The 21,432-nt window shown below is 62.7% G+C and carries 17 protein-coding genes and 1 pseudogene; 7 read left to right on the forward strand and 11 right to left on the reverse strand.

Annotation, left to right across the window (positions count from 1 at the left end; all coding sequences use genetic code 11):
* Nucleotides 1-351 precede the first annotated feature (351 nt).
* The 6 genes from AIIKEEIJ_RS23405 to AIIKEEIJ_RS23430 all read right to left on the reverse strand — a co-directional run bounded on the left by AIIKEEIJ_RS23405 (nt 352) and on the right by AIIKEEIJ_RS23430 (nt 7,065).
* On the reverse strand, nt 352-1,926 hold the full coding sequence (locus AIIKEEIJ_RS23405) for a hypothetical protein (protein WP_161996676.1): 1,575 nt from the start codon (nt 1,924-1,926) through the stop codon (nt 352-354).
* Between the two features lie 1,145 nt (nt 1,927-3,071).
* A complete protein-coding gene (locus tag AIIKEEIJ_RS23410) occupies nt 3,072-3,452 on the reverse strand; it encodes a LuxR C-terminal-related transcriptional regulator (RefSeq protein WP_238071901.1) in 381 nt (126 codons plus the stop codon).
* 249 nt (nt 3,453-3,701) lie between these two features.
* Entirely contained in the window at nt 3,702-4,691 is a 990-nt protein-coding gene (locus tag AIIKEEIJ_RS23415) for a hypothetical protein (RefSeq protein WP_238406542.1), read from the reverse strand.
* A 47-nt stretch (nt 4,692-4,738) separates the two neighbouring features.
* Nucleotides 4,739-5,878: an ATP-binding protein gene (locus AIIKEEIJ_RS34115; protein ID WP_161996678.1), complete on the reverse strand. Its 1,140-nt coding sequence runs from the start codon at nt 5,876-5,878 to the stop codon at nt 4,739-4,741.
* A 44-nt stretch (nt 5,879-5,922) separates the two neighbouring features.
* A complete protein-coding gene (locus tag AIIKEEIJ_RS23425; RefSeq protein WP_238071903.1) occupies nt 5,923-6,513 on the reverse strand; it encodes a DNA-binding response regulator in 591 nt (196 codons plus the stop codon).
* Between the two features lie 258 nt (nt 6,514-6,771).
* The gene (locus AIIKEEIJ_RS23430; RefSeq protein ID WP_139281829.1) at nt 6,772-7,065 is read right to left on the reverse strand and encodes a hypothetical protein; all 294 of its coding nucleotides are present in this window, start codon (nt 7,063-7,065) and stop codon (nt 6,772-6,774) included.
* Between the two features lie 907 nt (nt 7,066-7,972).
* Between AIIKEEIJ_RS23430 and AIIKEEIJ_RS23435 the strand changes: the two genes are divergently transcribed.
* The 7 genes from AIIKEEIJ_RS23435 (at nt 7,973) to AIIKEEIJ_RS23465 (ending at nt 16,759) form a co-directional block, all read left to right on the forward strand.
* Entirely contained in the window at nt 7,973-8,509 is a 537-nt protein-coding gene (locus AIIKEEIJ_RS23435) for a hypothetical protein (RefSeq protein WP_072812442.1), read from the forward strand.
* Nucleotides 8,510-8,953: 444 nt separating this feature from the next.
* Nucleotides 8,954-12,922, forward strand: coding sequence for an FtsK/SpoIIIE domain-containing protein (locus AIIKEEIJ_RS23440; RefSeq protein WP_072812444.1), 3,969 nt, complete (start codon nt 8,954-8,956; stop codon nt 12,920-12,922).
* Entirely contained in the window at nt 12,915-13,859 is a 945-nt protein-coding gene (locus AIIKEEIJ_RS23445) for a hypothetical protein (RefSeq protein ID WP_139281831.1), read from the forward strand. Before AIIKEEIJ_RS23440 ends, AIIKEEIJ_RS23445 begins: the two co-directional genes overlap by 8 nt.
* On the forward strand, nt 13,860-14,081 hold the full coding sequence (locus tag AIIKEEIJ_RS23450) for a hypothetical protein (RefSeq protein ID WP_072812447.1): 222 nt from the start codon (nt 13,860-13,862) through the stop codon (nt 14,079-14,081).
* Nucleotides 14,082-14,120: 39 nt separating this feature from the next.
* Nucleotides 14,121-14,384 carry a hypothetical protein gene (locus AIIKEEIJ_RS23455; RefSeq protein WP_072812449.1) on the forward strand — a complete coding sequence of 88 codons (264 nt, stop codon included), beginning with the start codon at nt 14,121-14,123 and terminating at the stop codon, nt 14,382-14,384.
* Between the two features lie 575 nt (nt 14,385-14,959).
* Nucleotides 14,960-15,535 (forward strand): TerD family protein, encoded by a 576-nt coding sequence (locus tag AIIKEEIJ_RS23460; protein WP_072812452.1) that lies wholly within the window; start codon nt 14,960-14,962, stop codon nt 15,533-15,535.
* Nucleotides 15,536-15,646: 111 nt separating this feature from the next.
* On the forward strand, nt 15,647-16,759 hold the full coding sequence (locus AIIKEEIJ_RS23465) for a DUF475 domain-containing protein (protein WP_072812454.1): 1,113 nt from the start codon (nt 15,647-15,649) through the stop codon (nt 16,757-16,759).
* A 170-nt stretch (nt 16,760-16,929) separates the two neighbouring features.
* On the opposite strand, the gene AIIKEEIJ_RS23470 is transcribed toward AIIKEEIJ_RS23465, so the two are convergent.
* From AIIKEEIJ_RS23470 to AIIKEEIJ_RS33250, 5 genes and pseudogenes are all read right to left on the reverse strand, one after another.
* Nucleotides 16,930-18,069 carry a TerD family protein gene (locus AIIKEEIJ_RS23470; protein ID WP_072812456.1) on the reverse strand — a complete coding sequence of 380 codons (1,140 nt, stop codon included), beginning with the start codon at nt 18,067-18,069 and terminating at the stop codon, nt 16,930-16,932.
* Between the two features lie 578 nt (nt 18,070-18,647).
* Nucleotides 18,648-19,067, reverse strand: a complete 420-nt coding sequence (locus tag AIIKEEIJ_RS23475) for a hypothetical protein (RefSeq protein WP_139281832.1) — start codon at nt 19,065-19,067, stop codon at nt 18,648-18,650.
* A gap of 1,039 nt (nt 19,068-20,106) precedes the next feature.
* Entirely contained in the window at nt 20,107-20,406 is a 300-nt protein-coding gene (locus tag AIIKEEIJ_RS33240) for a hypothetical protein (protein ID WP_238406543.1), read from the reverse strand.
* Nucleotides 20,407-20,411: 5 nt separating this feature from the next.
* Nucleotides 20,412-20,927 carry a hypothetical protein gene (locus tag AIIKEEIJ_RS33245; protein ID WP_238406544.1) on the reverse strand — a complete coding sequence of 172 codons (516 nt, stop codon included), beginning with the start codon at nt 20,925-20,927 and terminating at the stop codon, nt 20,412-20,414.
* Nucleotides 20,928-20,955: 28 nt separating this feature from the next.
* Nucleotides 20,956-21,432: pseudogene (locus tag AIIKEEIJ_RS33250) on the reverse strand (hypothetical protein); the annotation flags it as partial.

Below are 21,432 nucleotides of genomic sequence, written 5' to 3' on the forward strand. Positions count from 1 at the left end.
ACTTGGAATTCTTCTGAGTAAGAGAGAAGTTCGACCCAATCGATTGTTGTCTCGACCGGGCTGTTGGACATTGATACCAGATTCGTTCGGTTTCTGCTGCCCTGTCAGCTGTTCGGAGGACTATAACCTGTTGATAGGGAACTCTGGGAGACTGGCGGAGACACGATCGCTATTCAGAGTCCGTTCACAGCCCGAAGTCAACACCTATGGCGCCCTCGTGCCTGACTGATCTCGACGAGGCGTGCCTGCGGTTCATCGTGGGCTTCTCGCGTACGTGGTGAAGATGGTTGCATGCTAATCGGCGGAACAATCGATACGACGTGAACGGTGGCCCTACGGATACATTGCGTATCACTTCCCGAGGACGATCTTCGCGCCCCTTGCAGCGTCGTCGCAGGTGATGACGTAGCCGTACTGTTCCTGCTCGCCAGCACCAAGGACACCACATGTGTATGTCCGCACAGGCCAGGTCCGGTCGTTGATCGTGGCGAGCAGTTCGCGGAAGGTCGCTTCAGCTTCGCTGCATTCGAGTGGAACGTTTGAGGACTTGATAGTTACGGTCAAGGTGTTGCCGCTCCGCGGGTCGGTTATCTGGCCGCATCGGGTGTTCTGGACGACGGGGCCAGGAGCTCCGGCGTTCGTGGCAGCGGCTGCAGGCTGGTCAGTCGTGGTGCGGATTACCTCGAAGCTGGCGCTTTGCGCAGCGAGTCGCGGATTGACCAGCGATGCCAGCGGACCCATCACGGCGCCGCCAAGCAGGCCAGTAATGGCTCCGAAAACTGATCCGCCGACAGCTCCGGTGCAGGCGATGACACCCTTGACTAGATCGCCCATGCGAGCGCCTGTGAGGCCCCCTTGCAGGTCATTGAAGGTCTCGCTCAAATCGATCAGACACTGGATCGCTGCTTTGTCTTCGAGAATTCGCTGGTACTTCCCAGGCGCGAACTTGCTCATCACGGTGCCGATGCCGTAGCCGGTGAGGCCAACCAGATAGACTCCAAGGTCGTAGCTCAGTACGCCAGACTTAGGTGACATGTTGTACTGTCCGAAGTCCAGCGAGATTGACTGGCCAGGAAGAAGAATCCTGTCACTGTCTGCATCGTTGTCCAAGATCTCCCTGTAGAGGGCGACAGCCGGAATCGCTTCGGCATCGCCCAGACTCCCAGAAGTCTCTATCGGGTCCGGATTGGTCTGTACCTTCCAGATGTACGGGGAATTCGAGTAGAGGTCGATGCCGAGCGTGCCCTCCTGAGCGGCTTTGTTGAGCCGAATACACGTCCACGCCACATCGCCCGATACTGGGCTGACTGTGTACGAGGTTGACGTGAAGTCAGCGGACTCTCCGACACAGTCCGGCTTCGGGAAGCTGAGGCCGAAGACGGACGTAAACGCGGCGCCCACCTCTTTGATGATCGCATCGGGTTTCAGGAATCCTGGCCATCCGAACGACAAGTGGGGAGCTTGGCCGGTGAGGGTCTGGGTGTCCTGGTTCCAAGTCGCTTCGAGTACGTCGACTGAATCACTTCCCTCGGACTGTAGCAATAGGACCGGTATGTGGCCGGCGTCGACTTGTCTTTGTGCTTCGGCGCCGTCGAGCTTGAACGAGAAGGTCACGGGGACGGCCGGCTGGGTGTTGCCATTGTCGATCTTTACCTCGACGGGAGCGCTGAAAACCTCGACCATCTCGTGTACGTCATTCGGCAGCGCCTTGTCTGATGAGGAGGCTGTAACTGTGCTGCCGATGGGCGCGACGCCGGCCGGCCCGGTGATCGTCATCGGTCCCTGGGCGACCTCGAAGCCGCCCTCGCTGACCGTCACGCTGTCAGGGGGGCTCGCCACTTCGGATGAGCACGACGCAAGCAAACACGCGACGACACCAACGGCGATTGCAGGCAGCGCTGAGTTGCCGAGCCACTTCGACCTCATAGATCCTCCTACGATCAGAACCGAATTATGCTCATCGACGACGGCCTTTCGGGATCCGTGGCCCACTGGCAGGCTGCCGGTAAATCAACCGCAATTTGCAAATCCAACCACTTAGCACCGGATCCCGGCTAATTTTCCCGCGACCGCCCGGCGACAGGGTCCCCCAAGTGCACTTTCCTCCGCGCAGATCGACCACCGCCTCAGTGCAATTTCGGGCGTGAACCTGTGGAGTCCGCTATTAGTTGCGGACGGGGACAGGGTAGCTAACGACTTCACAACCAAATTCGGCGGTGCACCGCCGGCCTCTGCTGGCGTAGGCCAGCATTCACGTTCTTGGGTACGGACAGCCAGCCACACAACTTTCAACTCCAAGACGTCTGAACCGTCACAGGTTTGATGCGGTTTGATGCCGCTTCCTTTCTTGGGAGAGGATGCACATCGTGTCCAAGCGTCACCCTGCCGAGCAGCGTGAGCGAGCGGTGTTGTTCACCGAGCGCGCTGTCCAGGTCGGCCCACGCACATAGCTGTCCAGGTCGGCCCACGCACATACCGGAACTGGAACCGCCCCACCCTCGCAGCGCACCGTCACCGACGCACACCTGACGAACGCCCTGCGTGGGACCGTCGGAACTGCCGAGGGCCTCTACGGACGACGGAAGATGACCATGATCTACGGAGGCGGGGCCACGGGGTCGCGGCGTGCACCGTCGACCGACTCATGCGCGACGAGGGGCTATCCGGAGCCGTTCGCGGCCGTCGGTACCGCACCACGATTCCCGGCGAGAAGGAGACCAAACGTGCGTCTGACCTGGTCGATCGTGATTTCACGACCGAGGCGCCGAACCGGAAATGGGTCACCGACTTCGGAGTTCCATCAGGAGTACTCGGGCGGACTGGCGCATCGCATCGTCTAGAGGCTGGTGCCGCACCTTGGACACCAGGTCGATGATGTCGTCCTGCACCGTGCCTGCCGTTCGCAGTGGTGCAGCCGATGTGGAGGGTCCGGCAGAGGATGCTGCGGGATTGGCATCGGGGTGGGGCCGCACGAGCGCGAGGAGCGAGACCCATGGTGCTGATCCGAGGACGGTCGCGTAGACGATGTCGGCAGGGGAGGGTTGGAGGCTCATTTCTTCAGGAGTCGGCGGCTAGAGTTCGTCGAGCGCGATCAGGCCATCTTGCACGGCCCGCGCTACGAGTGCCGCCTTGGTGGAGGCGGGGCGTCCTACCAGGGCGTATTTCCGTCGGATCCGCATCAGGTGTGTGCTCACCGTGCTTTCGGTGACATACAGTCGGCTCGCAACAACGCCCTTGGAGTCGCTGCGCAGCCACTCGAGGAGAACCTCGACTTCGCGGGACGACAGCTTGGGGCGAAGGACGCTCGTCTGTCGATGCGACAGCGGAGGATGGCATCGAAGCACTGCCGGGGACCGCGGAGTGGGTGGCGGATACAACGCGTCCAACTCTCCGCCGAGGGCCGCGCGTTCTGCGACGCTTCGATAGGGGACGTGGTCGAGTGTGCTGGTCACGGTATCTCCTCGCGGGGTATGCCGCATGCCTCTTCGGGCAGTTGGTTTCGAGGTCCGACCGTATGTCGCCGGGAGGTGCGCGACCAGACCGATCTTCCTCGACCTGCAAACCACGGTCATAATTACTTGAAGAAAACAACAATATTCCGGGGCGGCCGCACACCATCTTCGGTTCCGCTCTGCCCACCGAACCGATTCGCTTTGATTCTCCACCGCCGCAGAGACATACACGCGCCACCGAGGAATGAATTAATCGGATGGTGGGCGCGCGTGGCCGTCCTGACCGAACTCGGTCCGACGTGTGCCAGTGTCGGCGCTGGTCAAGACCGTCGCCAGGCTCGGCCGTCCAGGTGGTAGGACGCGGACAGTGATCGACCCTGTCCGGGCGGTGTCGATTTCGGCAGTGATCGCTGCCAGGAGCTTGTCTTGAATGTCGGTGGTCACCTCGTCGAGCCCGTGCTCGTCGAAGAGATTGACCTCGACTCCGCGGCTGCGCGCGGCCCGGGTGGCGGCCGCGACGCGGGTGGCCGTGAGCGCGGGTGCTCGCAGACTGTCGCGCAGTTGAGCCTCGAGCAGGGTGCATTCGAACAGGTCTGCTTCGTCGAGTTCGTCGGCGGTGGCGATGCGGTCGAGGAGTGGTCGGGCGAGCGTGTCGAGACGAGCGAGTTGTGCGTCGCGCTCGCGCATCATGGTGTCGGCGGCAGCTTCGGCTGCGGCATTGTGCAGGGATCGCTTGCGCAGTTCGAAGATTGTGCGAGCCATCGGCCGGATGGTGAGCGCGAAGAAGGTCGACATCAGCAGCGGTGCGAAGTTGATCACCGATATGGCCAGCCCGTGGAGTCCGCCCTGTCCAGTGGCGGCCGCCCACACTATGCAGACTCCGATCATCAGCAGGAATCCGACCCACGCCGCGAGTGTGCGGCCGCGGACGCACATGAAGGTGTAGATGGCTGTGGCCGCACTGAGTGGCCATGTCTGCCAGTGATGGGCCATGGGGACGGGCAGGACCGCGAACACCATCGCCGAGGTGCCGGGCCCGATGCAGGCGAGCGCGACCGTCGTTGCGAGGGGGAGCGGGTCGCCGGGCACCGTCACCAAGGACAGTGCTCCGAGGCTGGCTACCCCCACGGCCAGCGCAACGGGCCAGTACGGCTCGATGCCGTCGCGGAAGGTGTACGCCAGCACCGCTATGGTAAGGGCGTAGAAGGCAACCAGGACGAGGGCGGTGCGGGTGTGCATGCCTAACAGTTCCCGCACATCCCGGGTCCCATCCGCGGGTGGCCGTCTCATTCGCTTGCCCGCCACGACAGCAGCACCCGCGTCCCCCTGCCCGGTTGCGACTCCACGACGGCGTCGCCTCCGGGTAGCTGCCGCAGGCGCCCCACAATGCTGACCGCGACCCCCAGCCGATGTGGTGACACCGCAGACACGTCGAACCCCCTGCCATTGTCGAGGACTTCGACCTTGAGTTGTCCCGGTCGAATACGTACGCTAACGGAGCGCTCGGCTTTCTCCCCGGCGTGGAGCATGCTGTTGCGGACCGCCTCGCTCACGGCGGCGCCGATCGTGCGCACCGCCTCGGCGGGCAGCGATGCGGGCATCGCCTGCGGTTCGAGATCCGCGCGAACCGCGATGCTAGGGGCGACCGCCGTGGCAGACGTCCGCAGATGCGCCACGGCGGTCTTGGCATCAAAGTCGTCGTCTGGTGCCGGATTCCGGAACTCGTCCAAACGCACGATCGCGTGCTTGGCCTGACGCGACACCGCCGGGCCCGCGCCTAGGCGGGCCGCCGACAACAATGTCGCCATCACATGGTCATGGATCAGCGCCCCGAACCGCTTGCGTTCGGCCAGCCGGGCGGCGGCACGCGCTGCGTGGGCAGCGGCTTCGTGCGAAGTGGCCCGGGTGTCGTCCAGGATCCGTCCCGTCCGCAGCGCCATGATGGCCGCCGCCACGAACAGCAGGCAGAACATGAATCCGAACATGATGTCCGGGAGGAGGGGGCCATTGACCCGGCCCACATGCGAGCCGTGGTTGAACACCTGAACCGCGACAGTGGCTACGAGCAGGTATCCGACCGCGATGCCGGCGGGCCATGCCACTGTTGCGGCCAGAGCGGCAAGTCCGGGAAAGAGCACCAACCAGAAGCCGGTCCGATCCGGACTCGGCGGCCCGACCCACGCCAACGGCCACGTCAGTGCGATTCCCATGTATGCCGTCGCGGCGACCGCGGCCACCGTCCGAATCCGGCCCGCGCCTTCGCGCACCCCCGCGGCGCCGAGCCAGAGACCGGACCCGAACACCACTGCCACCGCCACCGGCGTCCACCATGTCCACAGGTAGCCGGCGAAGGAGATGATGTTCGGAAGCAACAGCAGCAGATAGAAGATGTAGCCGGCACCGATGAATTGCGCGAAGGCCCGCACGATTCGATCCGATGAGGACTCCGAACCCGCAGCGTCTCCGACGGTCATCGCCGGTCCGGGCGTCTGGGGATCGGCAGATAACCGTCCTCGAGCGCTCGCTTGTACAGGTCGGTCTTGCTCGGTGCCGGGCGACCGGCCTCGGCGTACTTGGTGCGAATTCGTTGCAGGTACTCGGTCACGGTCGGCGTTGCCAGACCCGTCAAGCGGGCGACCCGTTCCGTCGTCTCCCCGGAGGCGTACAACTCCAAAACATGCAGTTGCCGGGGGCTCAGCCCGACCTCGGACAGCGCCGGATCACTGTCGATGGCGGCGGCCCAGTCGGTGGTGACCACCTGCTCACCGAAGGCGGCAGCGCGAATCGCCTGCACCACCACCGCGTTGGTCTCGGACTTGCGTACCACTCCGAGTACCCCTGCCGCCGCTGCTAAGCGCACCAGGTACGGGTCCTCACCGCCGGTAAATACCAGAGTTCCGATGCCGCCCGCGGTCAACCGCTGCACGTTCCCGGTCGGCGAGGAACCGTCGCTCAGCCGCAAGTCGAGAATCACTAGATCGAGATCGGATGTCACGGCCAACAACTCGTCGACAGTCGGGGCACAGGCCACCAGCGTCAAATCGGCCTGGTCGGCAAGCATCGCCGACAAGCCCGACACCACCGATTCGTGGTCCTCGACGGCGCCGATTCGGCGGGGCAGTCGACGAAGTGGCTCTGAGAGGCATGTGTCACCGTCGTGACGTCGGATTCTCACGAACACTCTGATCGCCTCCCGCACCGAAAGTGTTTCATCGCCGCCCTCATGTAGCTCGAATCGAAGGGGTTGCGGCGCACGTACACCGTCGCAGTTACCGCCGCGGACCGGATCGACGATGGCGCCGACGTAGAGACTCCGCGGCTACCTCCGCTCGCGCGCGTATGCCTCTGAAAGTCGAGCGTATTCGGCACGTGCACGAACATGCTCGACATGGCGGCACGGTTCGGGATCTTTGTACCGTGGAAGAACAAGAATTAGCGGCCAGATGCTCATCAGGAACGTTGCTCCGCTGAAGAACGCATTCCAACCACCATTGATAATCTTGATCGGAACACCGTGCTTCTTCCAATAATAGTTCTTCACGACAGGGATGCTGATCAAGAAATAGACGGTACAGAAAACAAGCCAGTAGAGCAGGAATTCCGTGGAATCCATGACGATTCTCCTTGCGCTCGCACGGCGAATGGCGGTTGATCGACCTAGGATGAGTAGATCAAGCTAGCGGGACCGCGAATCGGAGGGACAGCCCGACAAACTTGTTGCTTGGACTCGTGAGGGCGGGGCCCGCAAAATCCGCGGGCCCCACTCACGTCCTATTTCTGCCCCGTGCCCTTACACGCCGCGCAGTTGACCCAATTTCCGAAATCACTGTGCCCACCCGTTCCATTGCAACGTGGGCACGTCGCCCGACCCATCCTGCGCAAGAACTTCATTCTGATCCCCTTTCACATAGACCGATACAGCTATGATTTTCACACTCGTATACCGAAACGCGCTATCGCTCGAACGGGTGACACGCAAGGACACATGTGTCCAATGAATTACCGAAACCTGCGGGTGGGCGCGGCGATGAATGACTCGAACTTGTAGTAGGCGGTTCGAGCGCGACGGGGTCTTCGGGCAGACCATCTTCGGACAAACCAAATGAGGGTTGGCGTGCCGAGAACACCCGAGTTGCCAGTCCCTTCTGGATCTGCGCGAGTTCCGAATGGGTAGTCGTCGCAGCTACGCACGAGAGTGGTGAGCGCAGGCAGAACCTCGACAGCATGCCGCTGGTGTGGGTGTTCGCCGATGTCGCTGTGGTCACCGGGGGACTGTTCCAGTCGGGATTGACTTCCCTAGGTTGTTCACGATCGTGAGCGTCGCGCGCTGACGTTAATCTCTGTGGCGTCATATTTCGGCCGGGAGAACTCCGGCCGGCCAGTCGTTTGTTAACTGCGGTGCTTCTCACCATATGCCTTGTGGATCGGCACATGTCGGTCGAACGGGGGATGTCCGGCGATCAGCATTGGTGTGAGCATGGTGACCGAAAAGCGTGTGGCCAGCGAGTTGCGGAGGAAATATGTTAGGCAGATCAGCAGTTCAGTACGTCCGGGTCCGCAACGCGGTCGGCATCGCGGTAGCTCTGGCCGCGGCCTCCGTCGCTGCTCCTGCCACGGCGTCTACGAGCCCGCTGACCGGAAGCGCTGGCAGCAGCGATACCGGCAGCAGCGTCGTCGACCTTGGCAGCAGCGTCGTCGACCTCGGCAGCAGCATTGTCGGCAGTGGCAGTAGCGGGCTCTTTGCGCCGACCCAACGGTGCGATGAATCGACCCTGTCCGGCGGCGAAGGCATCACCGACACTGTGCATCAGCTCGGTAGAGGGGGGCCGACGTCGTTCGTTCTGCGTTTTGAGACCTACGACGTCCCGGACCAGATCGAGGTCTTCTACGAAGGAGCCCTGCTCCACAACACCGGCTATATCGGCGACAACGTCAACGAAGGAACTGGTTCGGCAATGATCAATGTGCCGGCTGGGAATGCGACGTCGGTATTGGTCCGTGTCACCGGTCTCAGCGGCACCGATTGGGATTACACCGTCCACTGTCCGATCGTGTGACCTTCGACCGGTCTCCGGGACAGTGGCCAAAGGCCGTCATCGGAGCCGCCACCATCTCGCATCGTGCCCGTGGGTCTTTCTCATAGACCCACTGGCACTCTCACCTCCGCTTGGTACGTGAGGGGGCTGCCGCGGATGCGGCAGGATCCGTGGCGATGTCAGCAACAACATGATCGAGTGGAGCGTGCGTGCCGAAACCTCGCTCGCCGCCGAAGAGGCTGCGCTCGGATGCGGCTGTCAACCATCTCGATGGATGTTGCGCCGGTAGGGGGCGAAGACGCCGCTCAGCTTCGCGGTCATGTGGTCTCTGATCAGCCGCAGGAAATCCCACTGTCGACACACTCTCACGGCTCCGCAATACGCAATTCACCGATCGATGGACACCCCCCTGCCGGGAGGACGGCTAACATCACAGGGCTGCTGATGCGCAAATTAGGAGGGCATGTGCTGGCTGAATTGGTGAAGGGACAGAACATGCCTCTCCCCGGCACCGCTGTGCGCGTGGCGATCACAGCGGCAACGCCGTTGGACGTCTCCGCGGTGGTAGTCGGGAAAGACGGCAAGGCCCGCCGGGACGAAGACTTCGTGTTCTACAACGCGCCGACGCATCCCACCGGAATCGCACTCATAGCGGCCGGTACCGCCCTGGACTGCGAACTCGGACGCGCCGATCCCGACGCGGAAAAGGTTGTTGTGTTGCTGTCAGCCGATGACCGACCTGTTCCCGCATTCGAGGTGCGCCTGGTGACGGCCGGAGCCGACACCTCCGAGTCCTTTGCTCGGTTCCTGGTCGCACCGTCACACAACGAGACCGTGGTAATCGCCGTCGAACTGTACCTGCGCAACGACCAGTGGAAGGTCCGCGCCGTCGGCCAAGGATATGACGATGGACTGGCCGGGGCAGCAAAGGATCTAGGAATCGAGATCGAGGACGCCCCCGACGTCACACCGCACACCCCAGCTGATCCTCAAATCAGTTCTACACCCGCACATCAGGATGGCCCCGCCGGACCACTCGACTCCTCGCCAGCTGCCTCCCCACTCCCGATCACTCCCGAACCGGCCGTCGCCCCGCAAGCGCGGAGCGCCCCGGTGGTTGGGCCCGCAGCAGAACCGCAGCTAGTCGAACGGGCCCGCCGTTTGGACGTCGACATATCCGCTCAGCGTCGGCTGACCGAGATCTCATCGATGCTCACACGGCTGGTCGAGGTCATAGCCAGCACCTACCCACAGACCGAAATCGACCGCCGGATCACCGCCCTCGACCACACATACTCCAGTCGCTCCGAGCAGCTCAGCAAGACGATGGAGACTCTTCGATCGGCCCTGTACCACAAGTACCGAAGCAAACTTCCCAATGGGTGGGATCAGCTGAGCGACTATCCGAACACCAACGCGCCGACAACACCAGACCGATGGACGGACGAAGGCAACGCGCTGATTCAGCAAATCGTCCAATCCGGACCCGTCTTGCTCAAGGCCAACCGCCTAACGTTGATGTCAGAGCTGGTGAACGCGACCCGCGCGCTGCTCAGCTCCTACAAGAGGGCGGTAACTACCCTCGAAGATGAAACTGCACGCAGACACCAAGCCATCTACGAAGACGAGTTCTCGACATTTGTGCGCAAGGCCGAGTCGTCGGGACACTCAGCGATTCGCACCTGGGAAGCCAGCGCCCGTGCGACGCTGCCTCACCCACACCATACGATCCGCCCGGTATGGCTGTCGGATGTCGCCGCGACTGCATTGACCACCGGCGTGGGCACCTTACATTTTCCGCTCGGACAGGTCGCCGCCACTTCCGTCAACTACGACCTGGGCGTGAATCCGGGCCGCTCGACCTCCACCACACTGAGCAAGCGCACGGACCTTCCTCTGTCCCGGGCAGTCCATTCGATTCCCTACATCGTGGATCTCGACGAATGCGGCGGCTTCGTCACGGACGACAGGCGCATCGTCGAAAACGTGGTGTTGGACATGCTGGCCTTGCTGCCGGCCGGAAGGGTCAAGATCGACGCAGTCGACCCTGTTGAACTCGGCGCTTCCCTGAATTTCCTCTACGGTCTCGGGGATGCAGGCCCGAAGGTGTTCGGGGACAAGATATGGGGCAGCCACAACATCAGCGAATTGCTGATAGAACTAGAAAACCACGTTGCGTTCGTAACGCAGAAATACCTACAGGGCACGCACGAGACACTGACCAGCTACAATCGAGAGGCCGGTGAGGTCGCCGAGCCGTACCGGCTGGTGTTGCTGTTCGATCATCCAAAATCGTTCTCCAAGGACGGCGAGAACTGGGACCGAGAGGCCCTGACCAGGTTACGCCGTCTGGCTGACGTCGGCCGGCGGGCCGGTGTGTTCCTCCTTGCCACTGTCCCAGCGGCCACCTCACCACACGAGGCCGTCAAACCAGCAGAACTGAGCGCATTAGCCTCGGCCATGACCAGCGGCCGAGACCCGGAGATCGTACAAGCGTTGGGTCTTCCGACCAGTGGATCCAGAAAGGGACCGGTGCATCTGTCGGACATCATCTGGCAGCTGACATCGGACACCCCGCCTACCGAGCAGCAGTTGGCTGATCTCCTTGCACATATCGAACGCCAGATGCACGCTGCGGCGAACGTGCAAGTCGACCCGGCCAAGGTATACGCACTCGCACAGGCCGAGGCGCACCGCGCCGCTGCCAAGGGGACTCGACCTGACCAGGTCATCGCCGATCCCCACAATCCGAAGACCTGGTGGAGCGATCATTCCGCCAATGCTGCGGTGTCCCGATTCGGGCGCATGGGCGCTTCAAATGTTGCGGAACTGCGCATCGATTCCGGGGATTTTCCAGGCGCACTCGTCGGCGGTCGTACCGGTTCCGGAAAATCAGTGTTGCTGCACTCCTTGATTCTCGGCTGGGCGATGCAGTACCCGCCGGAAGAACTCGAGTTCTACCTGATCGACTTCAAAGAGGGCGTGGAGTTCAAACCATACGCAGCCGGGCTGTTGCCTCACGCTCGCATCGTGGCGATCGAAACCAACCGTGATTTCGGTATCAGCGTCCTCGAAAGCCTGGACGAGGAGATCGAGAAGCGAGGAGAACTCTTCAAAGCAGTGGGCGGCGGAGAGGTCAATTTCGGCACCTACCGGAGTCAGTCCGGCGAACAACTGCCGCGGATCATCCTGGTCATCGACGAGTTCCACATGATGCTGGAAGAAGAAGACGAGGCCAGCCGAAAGGCTGCGGCGCTGATCGAACGGGTCATCCGGCAAGGACGTGCCTTCGGCGTTCACGCAGTCCTTGCGTCTCAATCCGTGTCCGGAAGCGCCCAGAAAATTCGTGTGGCCCTTGATCAGATCAAGACTCGACTGGTTCTGTCGAGCTCGTCGAAAGACTCCGAGCTTCTTCTCGCAGACGGCAATGTAGATGCTCAACTGCTCGACAAGCCCGGCGAGGGCATCATCAATACCAAGGGAGGAGTGCGCGATGCAAACAACCGATTCCAATGCGCGTACTGGTCGGGACAGGATCGGGAGGACGTAATTTCAGCCCTGCACGCATTGGCCCAACAGCGTGGATTCACCCGCCGGCCAGTGGTGTTCGAAGGGAATGCTGAAGCGCCGATCACAGATCAGCCATCGTCGCTATTTACTCGTTCATCGCCCATTGGCGAGTTGGTGTTGCCCGTGGGTGCTCCCATGTCCTTGGCTGACCCGGTGTGTATGCGGGTTGCCCGTGCCGCCGGTGGGAATATGCTGGTAATCAGTCCGGATGCGCTCGACTCGCTCGCACTGATGACGGCGTCACTGTTGGCAACCGGCATCACCGTCGACGCCGTCGACTTCGCCGCGATGGCCTCACCATGGGACGAGGTTTTCAAGGGATTCACTGCGTACGGCGCCCGTCTGACGCACAGCCGTCAGTTCCCGTCCCTGCTGTCCGAACTCAATGAGCTGGTCATGGAGCGACATGCCCTCAACGACTTCCGTGGCCGTGGCCGAGTGCTGGTACTACCGGGTCTGCAGCGAGCACGCGACCTGAATCCCGACGACTACGACGACAAGTCGCCATCCAAGATCCTGGCGGCGATCCTGCGGGATGGTCCGGAGGTAGGGGTGCATGTCCTGGCGTGGGCAGATCGATACGCGACATTCCAGCGGCGGTTCGACCACGCATCCGCCCGCGAGTTCTCCCACAAGCTACTCGGTCCGCTCAACGAGTCCGATTCGCGGGTTCTGGCCGACTCCACAGCCGCCGCCAAGTTGACTCCGGCGCAGTTCCTGTACGACGATTTCGACACTGGTCGGCAGCTTGTGACTCGTCGGTTCAGTCTTCCGAAGGATCCCGTTCCGGATAAGACCCTTGTGGAGACAACGCAGTGGCTGTGGTCCTTGGCGGAGCAGTCGACGGATACGAGCGATGTCTGACGCGGCGCATGTCGACCCCGACGCAGTAGTTCGATTGGGTGCCGACTTGAACAGCTACACCCGCGTCGGTGATGAGGTCAGAGCGGCAGCGGCGTCCGCAGCCGCATCCGTGCTCCGGCACATCGATGCCGAACTCGACCGGCGCCGGCTCGAACTACAGCGGGCCGAGGACGCCTATGCGGCGTGCATGCGCGGCGAAGACGCCGACTGTAGCGTCGAACGACGGCAGGTGAACCGAGCCCAGGTGCGGCTGACCGTCGCCCAAGGGTGTCTGCAGCGTTTCCGGGTCGCTAAGGAGCAATACGACCAGGACAGTGCCCGATATCGATCCGCGGTGTCGCATGTCAACGACCAGGCACAGAGGCGACTAGCGCAGATCGCCACAGATTTGGGGATATACCAGCAATTCGCATTGCACACCAGCCCGGGGGGCGGACATACGGTGGCGTTCGGCGGTGGGGGCCGCCACACGTCGTCCGGAGCCAGTACCGGGGGCGGTTGGTCCGTCGGTACCGGCGGTCCTGGTCAATCGACGGGCGACATCGTGTACAGACCGCCCGGCATCCCTGACGGCTATTCGCTGGTGCCGCTGGCGCTGATCGATGATTCGGACAGCCGGGTGGGAGGTCCGGAGGACTTCAAGATGGACTGTTCTCCTGAGGATCTCGAGTGGGGATTCACAGCACTGCAGCAGGTTGTCCTGCCAGCACTGGCTCGTGGCAAGAGCCTGGACTACTTCCGAGATCGGGACACTCGCGATGGACTGATGGGCAATCGCAGCTACTCCGACACTTACACCGGATTCTTCGGTGCGTCGGAAGCTCCACGCTTCACCCGACAGGTGAACGGGACCTTTCGTATCGCGAATGGATTCCACCGCGTCTGGGTAGCCCGACGGTTGGGTCTAGATTCTGTTCCCGGCCAGGTGGTGGACTAGATGAGCCGACTGCACCGCAGCAGGGAAATCCATGCCCAGAACATCAACCGCCGTCGCGCCGCTGAATCCGCTGCAGGAGATCTATGGCGGGACGTGGTGTTCAAGCGGATCGAAGACCGGGAACTGGCCGACCTCGATGCGGCAGACCATCGTTTTCAGGCGTCGTTGATCGAATTCGACCTCGAGATCGACCGGATCCTGGGCACCCTGGACGGGCACTGACCAACACACTCGACAACCACCGGAGACCGAGGAGACGACATGGCCGGCGTCAACGCTGATCCCAGCTCACTGCGCACACTCCGCGCCGACATCGATCGGACGCAAAGGGAGATCAAGCAGGCGATCGCTCGCACTCGCGGTGCGTTGCGCAGCGCCCAGTGGAAGGACTCGATGAAAGATCAGTTCGAGCGAGAACTGGAATCGACACTGCGCACCCTCGATGCATTCGACCGCAACGCCGACCAACTCAAAGCGCACCTGGACCGGAAGGCCCGCGAATTGGACCAATACCTGGGTCGCTGAAGTATGACAGGAACCCATGTGACCTTCAGTATCGAGGCGACTTGTGGCTGGCCTAATGTTGCGGTGCGCTGCGATACCACCTCCCCTCAAAGTTCGACCCGGAGTTGTCGCCAGCTACGCACTTGTCCGGCGCCAAAGGAGGCTGTCGGAGCATGCACGGCACCGATGGTGGTTACGCTTTCTGTGGTGACGGCTATCGCTCAGACCTTGACCACCGAAGCGAGTGCTCGGCACACCTTCCTTCCTAGCCGAAACGTGACGGCCGAAGAGACAACTGTGGAATGCGTGCTCCGACCGGGTAGGACCGCACTAGTCGAAGCACCTTGCCGCAACGGGTGCGCCAATTCCGCCTCGTAGAATCGGTCCCGCGTCGTCCTGTCGGCATCGATGCGGCTATGGCAGCTACCGGATCCACGCTCGAATCCGGTACTCAGCGCGGGCTGGGTACCGGGAAGCTGGAGCGGCCCCTTATCTTCTGTTGGGTGGTCTAGCGGGGGCATGATCGCCTCACCGTTCTGTTCCCTGCGAGTGCATTGGTATTCGGAGGGTTCCGTCAACTCGAAGGAGTCCATTTCATGGGTGTTACTCTCGCCAAGGGTGGCAATGTGTCGCTGTCCAAGCAGGCAGCCAATCTGACTGCGATCACCGTCGGTCTGGGCTGGGACCAGCGCACCACCACCGGGGCCGATTACGATCTCGACGCCTCCGCGCTGCTGACCGGCTCGGATCGCAAAGTGTTGTCCGACCGGCACTTCGTGTTCTACAACCAGCTCAAGTCCCCCGACGGTGCCGTCGAGCACACCGGCGACAACCTCACCGGTGAAGGTGACGGCGACGACGAGTCGATCAACGTCGACCTGATCGCCCTCGACCCGAAGGTGACGAACATCTTCTTTCCGGTGTCGATCCACGACGCGGTCCAGCGGGGCCAGTCGTTCGGTCAGGTGATCAACGCCTTCATCCGTATCGTCGACCGCAACACCGGCATCGAGCTGGCCCGCTACGACCTGACCGAGGAAGCCTCCACCGAGACCGCCATGATTTTCGGCGAGGTCTACCGCAGCGGCGCCGAATGGAAGTTCCGCGCCGTCGGACAGGGCTACGCCTCCGGGCTCGAAGGCATCGCCCGCGACTACGGCGTCAACATCTGACCGACGCGACCGTTTCCTTCGGTCGTCCCGCCGCCGCACCGGCGCACTGAGCATCGACGCTCGGCCCAGTGCGGGGCGGGACGACCGCCTCAGACAGAAAGGCCACGTTCTGTGGTTCTGCGCATTTTCGGCGTCTCGTTCGCCGTCACGGTCGTCTCCCTGGTGGTGGCGTTCCTCTACGGCGGGCCGCAGGCGCTGCTGCTCGCCACCATCCTCGGCATCCTCGAGGTCTCGCTCTCCTTCGACAACGCCGTCATCAACGCCACCGTGCTCCGGCGGATGAGCGAGTTCTGGCAGAAGATCTTCCTCACCGTCGGCATCCTGATCGCCGTGTTCGGCATGCGGCTGGTCTTCCCGCTGGTCATCGTCTGGCTCGCCTCCGGTCTCGGCCCGGTCGCCGCCCTCGATCTGGCGCTGAACCCGCCGCCGGACGGTGCCGCGTACTTCCCCGACGGCTCCCCGAGTTACGAAACGCTCATCACCGCCGCGCATCCGCAGATCGCCGCGTTCGGCGGCATGTTCTTGCTCATGCTCTTCCTCGGATTCGTCCTCGAGGAAAAGGAGATCACCTGGCTGTCGTGGCTCGAGCGTCCCCTCGAACGGATCGGCAAGCTCGACCAGCTCGAAGTGGTCATCGCCACCGCCCTGCTGGTGCTCACCGCGGTGTACATCGCCCCGGACGATCAGACCTCCACCGTCATGATCGCCGGCGCCTTGGGCATGATCACCTACATCGCCGTCAACGGACTCGGGGAGCTGTTCAACGTCGAACACGACGACGCGCAGGCCGGTCGCTCCGGTCCGACCGAGCTGGCCAAGGCCACCGGCAAGGCCGGGTTCTTCCTGTTCCTCTACCTCGAGGTGCTCGACGCGTCGTTCTCCTTCGACGGCGTCATCGGCGCGTTCGCCATCACCGCAGACCCGATCATCATCGCCCTGGGCCTGGGCTTCATCGGCGCGATGTTCGTGCGCTCCCTGACGGTGTACTTGGTCCGGCAGGGCACCCTGTCCGAGTACGTGTACCTCGAACACGGCGCCCACTGGGCCATCGGTGCCCTCGCCTTGATCCTGCTGTACTCGATCGGCACCCACGTCTCGGAGATCGTCACCGGCCTGGTCGGGGTCGTCCTCATCGTGGCCGCCCTGGTCTCGAGCATCGCCCGTAAGCGCCGCAATCCCGACGACGATGTCGATACCGCCGATCGGGTCTCGGTGTCCGTGTAACCCCGTCACCGTTCACGCCGCGGCCTCCCTCTGGGGTCGTGACAGCGGTAAATGTGGTGATGCCGCCGGGCTCGGTCCGATGCGGGCCCTGCGGCATCACTGGAGGGTCGCTGGGCAAGCCGGCCGTTTCGCTGGCTTGCCCACCAGCCCTCAAGCGATGCCAACGGGCGTCACTTGTAGAGATTCAGCGGTCCCGCATCCATCGTCAGTTGGCCGCGGTGGTCGAGTAGCGGACGGTATTCGGAGTTCGGTCGACTGTAAAGTTCGACAGCATCGATTTCGACGCCGTGAGCTCTGTTCCACACGATCGCCGGTACACAGGTGTAGATGTTGTCGTGCCGCTGCGCGTGCCGCGCATCGACGGTGACGACATCGCCGGCGCCGTTGTCCACGGCGAGAGACACCTTGTAGCGATGGAACGAGCCGGTTCCGTTCGACTGGGCCGAGTACGCCACCGGAACAACGCACACGATGTCGTCGTTGAGCCGGATCTCGACCTTCTCCACGGCGCGGCCGCGTCGGCCGGCGTCCCGGCCGATGTCACCACAGTGCCGGACTGCGCCTGCGGCGACGACCGGAGTGAAGTAAGGATTGTCCGCGGTGCCGAACTGCGCGGCAGTCTCGACGTGGCCGTCCCGGAACAACACAAGGGCGTACACGTCGTAGTCGGTTTCGGAATTCCACGAAACCGTGGCGGTAATTGCTGCGGTCTTGGCCATCGATACACGCTGGCCCTTGTCGAGATTGATCTTGCCTTTCGCCAAGTTCACCTGCGTCGGGGGAGCCGCGGCCGGAGCCGGGACAGCGGGGGCGTCGTCGACGGTGACGCCGTGCTCGGTGACCAACGCCGCCAGACCGCCCTCCCAGCCGGCCGAGACATTGCGGACCTTCCAGCGCCCGTTGTACCGGTAAACCTCGAGCAAGACCGCCGAGCGTTCCGTGGTCAAGCCCACCGCCGGCGCCGTCACCACCGCACCGGTGGCCTGACTGGCCGTCACCGCCAGCGACGGAACCGACGACAGCGGACCGGGAACCGACCCGTCGACGGCGACCGCGACCACGATCCTCGCCACCGCCGCCGGTACGGCGTGCAGATCTACCCGTACCTGACCCGAGGACACCAGCATGACTGCGCCCTCGGGGGACCGCGGGTTGTTGAAAAAGACCAGGTCGTCATCGCTACGGACCTTGCGATTGTCACCGAGCTGGAAAACGAACAAGTCAACACTGCCCGGCGCGGTGCCGGTGACGGCAAGGGTCGTGGCCGCAGTGTCGATGCCAATGTTGGCACCACGCGTCAAGGTGGTCACAGCGCAGTCATTCCTCTCGGGATTGCGGTTCGGAGGGACGATCAGTGCCGCCTACAAGTCATGACGGAACTGATCAAGGCGACCTGTTTCGGCGAGGCCGATGTCGGGCCACCGACAGGATGCCCATCCTCTGGAGGACCCTTCGATCCTCGAAAACGGTCGTGGTATCGAACTATTCGTACACGACGCAGTCACTACCCTCACGAACTGCATCCCAAGCTGGCCATCGGTGGTACTTCGAAAGGATCCCTAGGGGTATTCGCACCCGGATCCGATTGCCCGAGCAAACGCAACGGGTAGGTACGAAATTGCGCTGGTCCACGGCTTATGACCGTCGATGGTCCGCGTGTGGCTCCGAAGTGCAGGGAAAAGCAGGAGAAGGCCAGCTAGTGTCCTTCTGGGGCTGTTGGATGTGGTGCTCCCACGCAGACAGGTGCCTCGATCAGATTCGCCAATGCGACCATGGAGGGACGATGTGGTAGCCACGCCCGTCCGGCGGAGAAGAGCCTAGCGCCGATCGGTATGCAAGCGCTCAGCAAAACCCTCTACACCAAGCCCGCGCAAGGACTTATTTCCGCCTATCTAAATTCATTTATGACGGCTTTTCCTACATATGTGACAGTTCCAAGAATTGGCGGTAGCCACCATATGGCGATACCGAACATTTCCCCTGCCCCATAGTCCAGCTGACTCCACGGAATATTCCAAAAGAAGATAATTACACCGACAATGAATCCAGTCACGAAAGCGGTCCAGGCGGAGCGCCCCAAGATAAAATCCGATGCTACTGTCACTGCAAAGGCCATCAACAAAGACAAAGCGGTGGCGAGGTACAGACCATCCGGGAGATACGTCTCGCCTGTTGCATGGTTACGGCCCGTGGGCCTATCGCCAACATTGACGAACAGCCACAACAACGCACAGGTGGCCAGACCGAGCAGAAGTAACCCCACCGCACGAGATGCGATATCCCCCGGCCGCGTCTGAGATGTCGTCATCGGGATCCTCTCGTAGATCTGCTCAGGACGCAGGAAGCATAGAGGATTTCACAGGAGCCGGTCTTCTCGCCGCGACATTGCATGGAATGCTGCCGTCGTGCGCTGTACCCGGCCGAAGCTGACATCTGGCCGCTGACCCCATCGATGTCCAGCTCGCCGGGGCGCTGCATACGGTTCTTACGCATCGGCAGAGCTGACCGGGGACCGAGCAGCGTCACCGATGGGGTTTCTCCCACGGTCGTTATGAGTGGACTTCCCGACGACGGTGAGCTCGGAGCAGTCCACCTTCGCGCTGGCATCAATGTAGAAGGAGCCTGCGAACTGTTCAGCCAGACCACCTCGAAGCACTGGCGCCAGGTCAGATTATCGACCAAACAGATGAAATTTCTCACGAGAGCAGATGTTTCCCTTCGTCAGGAAATACGGTCCACTACGAGCAACTCACTAGAAAGGATTTACACAATGAAGACAATGAAGCGGATCCGACAAGGTGTCGCCTCCATGGCCCTATGCGCTGCTGTCATAGGGGCTCCGCTAGCGCTGGCTCCCGCTGCGAACGCGGTGACAGGCTGCAACTTCTGGGCAGGAACCGACAACCGAGCCTACGCACAATGCTCGGGCGGCTCGGGATACGTCCGAGCCGGAGCGCGATGCAAGACTTGGTATGGGGGGCAAGTCACCGCTTACGGTGCTTGGGTGCGAGCAGGACAAGTCTCCGTCGCCAATTGCGGATGGCCCGGCTTTGTATGGGGGGCTCACGGACCCATCGTCTGGTTCGAGACGAAATCGTAAGTAGAATCCAGCGGCGGTAGCGACCGACCAACGGAGCGGAATAGCCGCTTCTGGAGCTCTTAGATTCACGACGGTTTATCCAGGCCAGCTGGCGAAGATGCCAAATTGCGTTCCCGGCACAGTGTCAGCTTGGTTTTCGACCTCGTCGAAGACACTAGCGATGTCGCCCAGTTGCTTCCGGGCGGCGACGCCGCGCTCGTAGTAATCGGGATCCAGTGTGACGTCCTGAGTAATCAACTCGTCCCGCCTATCCAGATCCGGCTGTGGTGCTCGGATCGGCAACGGGCGGTGCACAGGCCCTGGGGCCGATCAGGTGTGCTCGCACCACGGAGGCGCCGGACTGGGAGGTCATGGCGAGCGGCATCAGCGGGGTGTGGCCCCAGCGGTCGATCGGCAACGGCCACGTCTGGCACCAATCGGGAACATCTGCCGTGACCGGTTCGAACAGATGCTGAGCGAGCAGTCGAGTGTTGGAATGCTCGTCCAGAAAAGACTGGATCTCGGCCCAGTCCCGGTACACCGCCACCACATCGACACCAGCGACCACACTCGTCAGCTCCACACGGTGGCCGTCACCGGTGCCGACGTGCACCGTGTCGTCGGTGCAGACGATGTCCCACGTCGCGGCCGTCTGATCTGGACGAATCCGAGCCCAGCGGTAGCCAGCACCAACAGCAACCGCTCACGGCGACCGAACAGGCCCTGCGGCCACGCGGTGATGGGGAGCCCCGGTATCCGCGAGGCCACAATGTCGGCAATCTGAGTCAGTCGGTCGCGGCGTGCGGCATCGAGCAGGTGCCGGACGAAGGCGCTGCGGCCCGGTGGGGGCAGGCCGGGGCGGGTGTGCAGGATGTTGATGACGGTGAGCCGCCGGCGCTGGGCGGCCACAGCGGCGGGGTTGACGCGGACGGCCTTTGCCGCGGTGAGCGGGTCGGCAGGCAGCACCTCGTAACCAAAGGCGGTGCACCAGTCGATGAACAGCGCCCATGGGTGCCGGTCCCGGGCCGGCAGTTCTTCGGCGGGGTCCATCGCGGCGGCCGCGGTGTCGCAGAGGTGTTCGCCGGTCACAATCTGAGGTTCGTCACGGCGTTGTTGATCAGGGGGCGTGTTCGCGGGCGTAGACCTTGAGCATCGCGGGAGTGGTGTGTTTGATATGCGGGTAATCCTGTGCGATCTCGATGACTCGGCGAGGATCTCGGGTAGGCCTGGGTGACGAACCCGGCGCGCGGCGAGTGCCCGCCGAGCCGGGCGACGAGTTCGGGGTCGTAGCCGGCACGCTGAGCGCGGCGGCGGATCGCCTGGTGCACCGCCCCCGACAACGGCGTGATCGAGAGGTTGCCGTCTTGCGGATCGCCCGCAGCAGCGGTGCGTTCGCGGCGGTGCGCGGGCGGGAGCCGCGGCAGAGGTGCGCGTCGAACAGCGGGGCGATGCCGAGCAGCCGGATCATCTGTTTCGGTGGTGCCGGAATGTCACGCGCCTCGGTCCAGCCTCCCAGCGGCCCGGGCAGCGTCGTGATCTTCCCCTTCCTCCCGGCGAGGAGCCGGCCGAGTCCGACGGCCTTCTGCGCGGCCGT

This window comes from Rhodococcus sp. YH1 (genome assembly GCF_009939605.1).
Lineage (GTDB): Bacteria > Actinomycetota > Actinomycetes > Mycobacteriales > Mycobacteriaceae > Rhodococcus > Rhodococcus aetherivorans.

What these genes read in the sequence shown, in the direction of transcription:
- AIIKEEIJ_RS23405 (WP_161996676.1), bottom strand. Translation starts at nt 1,926, where the DNA reads ATGAGGTCGAAGTGGCTCGGCAACTCAGCGCTGCCTGCAATCGCCGTT.
- AIIKEEIJ_RS23415 (WP_238406542.1), bottom strand. Translation starts at nt 4,691, where the DNA reads ATGCACACCCGCACCGCCCTCGTCCTGGTTGCCTTCTACGCCCTTACC.
- AIIKEEIJ_RS23425 (WP_238071903.1), bottom strand. Translation starts at nt 6,513, where the DNA reads ATGCTTGCCGACCAGGCCGATTTGACGCTGGTGGCCTGTGCCCCGACT.
- AIIKEEIJ_RS23430 (WP_139281829.1), bottom strand. Translation starts at nt 7,065, where the DNA reads ATGGATTCCACGGAATTCCTGCTCTACTGGCTTGTTTTCTGTACCGTC.
- AIIKEEIJ_RS23435 (WP_072812442.1), top strand. Translation starts at nt 7,973, where the DNA reads ATGTTAGGCAGATCAGCAGTTCAGTACGTCCGGGTCCGCAACGCGGTC.
- AIIKEEIJ_RS23445 (WP_139281831.1), top strand. Translation starts at nt 12,915, where the DNA reads ATGTCTGACGCGGCGCATGTCGACCCCGACGCAGTAGTTCGATTGGGT.
- AIIKEEIJ_RS23450 (WP_072812447.1), top strand. Translation starts at nt 13,860, where the DNA reads ATGAGCCGACTGCACCGCAGCAGGGAAATCCATGCCCAGAACATCAAC.
- AIIKEEIJ_RS23455 (WP_072812449.1), top strand. Translation starts at nt 14,121, where the DNA reads ATGGCCGGCGTCAACGCTGATCCCAGCTCACTGCGCACACTCCGCGCC.
- AIIKEEIJ_RS23460 (WP_072812452.1), top strand. Translation starts at nt 14,960, where the DNA reads ATGGGTGTTACTCTCGCCAAGGGTGGCAATGTGTCGCTGTCCAAGCAG.
- AIIKEEIJ_RS23475 (WP_139281832.1), bottom strand. Translation starts at nt 19,067, where the DNA reads ATGACGACATCTCAGACGCGGCCGGGGGATATCGCATCTCGTGCGGTG.